The sequence below is a fragment of the Megasphaera cerevisiae DSM 20462 genome (assembly GCF_001045675.1).
Classification (GTDB): Bacteria; Bacillota; Negativicutes; order Veillonellales; family Megasphaeraceae; genus Megasphaera; species Megasphaera cerevisiae.
Genome location: NZ_LEKT01000130.1, coordinates 1 through 1017, shown reverse-complemented (window position 1 = coordinate 1017; position 1017 = coordinate 1). Strand labels below are relative to the sequence as shown.

1 protein-coding gene is annotated in these 1017 nt (G+C 50.9%); it reads right to left on the bottom strand.

Annotated features, from left to right (window positions below):
- Positions 1-73: 73 nt before the first annotated feature.
- Positions 74-1017, bottom strand: a 944-nt coding sequence (locus AB840_RS15350; RefSeq protein ID WP_048515683.1) for an IS256 family transposase, incomplete at its 5' end; no start/stop codon positions are given.

Here is a 1017-nt window from a genome sequence, read left to right as displayed (position 1 = left end):
GGGTTTGTCAAGTTAAGTGTGTAAGTTTTTTTAGGTATCATAAAAGAAGATGCGTTACCAGTGATTGCTGGCTTTAAAATTTCTCGTATTTCAGGATACGAGCTTGCAGCTTATCATCCATAGCCAACTGGTTTCTGACCATCGCCCAGTTCTGGATATGATGCCCTTCCCACTTGGCATAGAGTTCCTTTACCCTGAGATAGAGAACCTTGAAGACAGATTCCTCGCTGGAGAACGAGCCCTTCTTGGTGACTTTTCGGAAGCTGGAATTCACGCTCTCTATCGCATTGGTGGTATACATCACCTTCCTTACGGCACTGCCATAGTTGAATAGTTGCTGGACATGCTGCCAGTTCCGCTTCCATGTTTCTACCGCACCGGGGTACTGGCTCCAGGCCTGCTTGAACCGCTCGAATTCGGCCTCAGCACTCTTCAGGTTCACGGCTCCATAGACCTTCCTGAGCTGGGTCGTGTAGGCCTTGTAATCCTTGGATGGGATGTACTTGATGGAGTTGCGGATCAGATGGACGATGCAGCGCTGCACGACCACCTGGGGGAAGATGGACTTTGCTCCCTCTTCCAAACCGGAGACACCATCCATGCAGATGAATCCGACATCTTCAACGCCACGGGCCTTCAGCTCATCGAATATCTGCATCCAGTTATGTTTGCCCTCCGTCTCGTTCATCCAAAGGCCCAGGACATCCTTCGAGCCATTGATGTCATAGCCGAGGATGACGTAGACAGCGTGGTTCTTGGTCTCATAATCCTTGCGTACAGAGACGTACAGGCAGTCTACGAACAAGAAGGGGTAGAAGGGGTTCAGAGGACGTGTCTGCCAATGCTGGACTTCGTCCATCACTCGGTCTGTGATGTTCGAGATGCTCTCTGCGGACAGCTCGAATCCATAGATGTCATCAATCGTCTTGGCAATATCCCGCTGGCTCATGCCGCGTGCATACATGGCCAGTACCTTGCTCTCGATCCCTGTGACATCCTTGGTGCGTTTGGGGACTA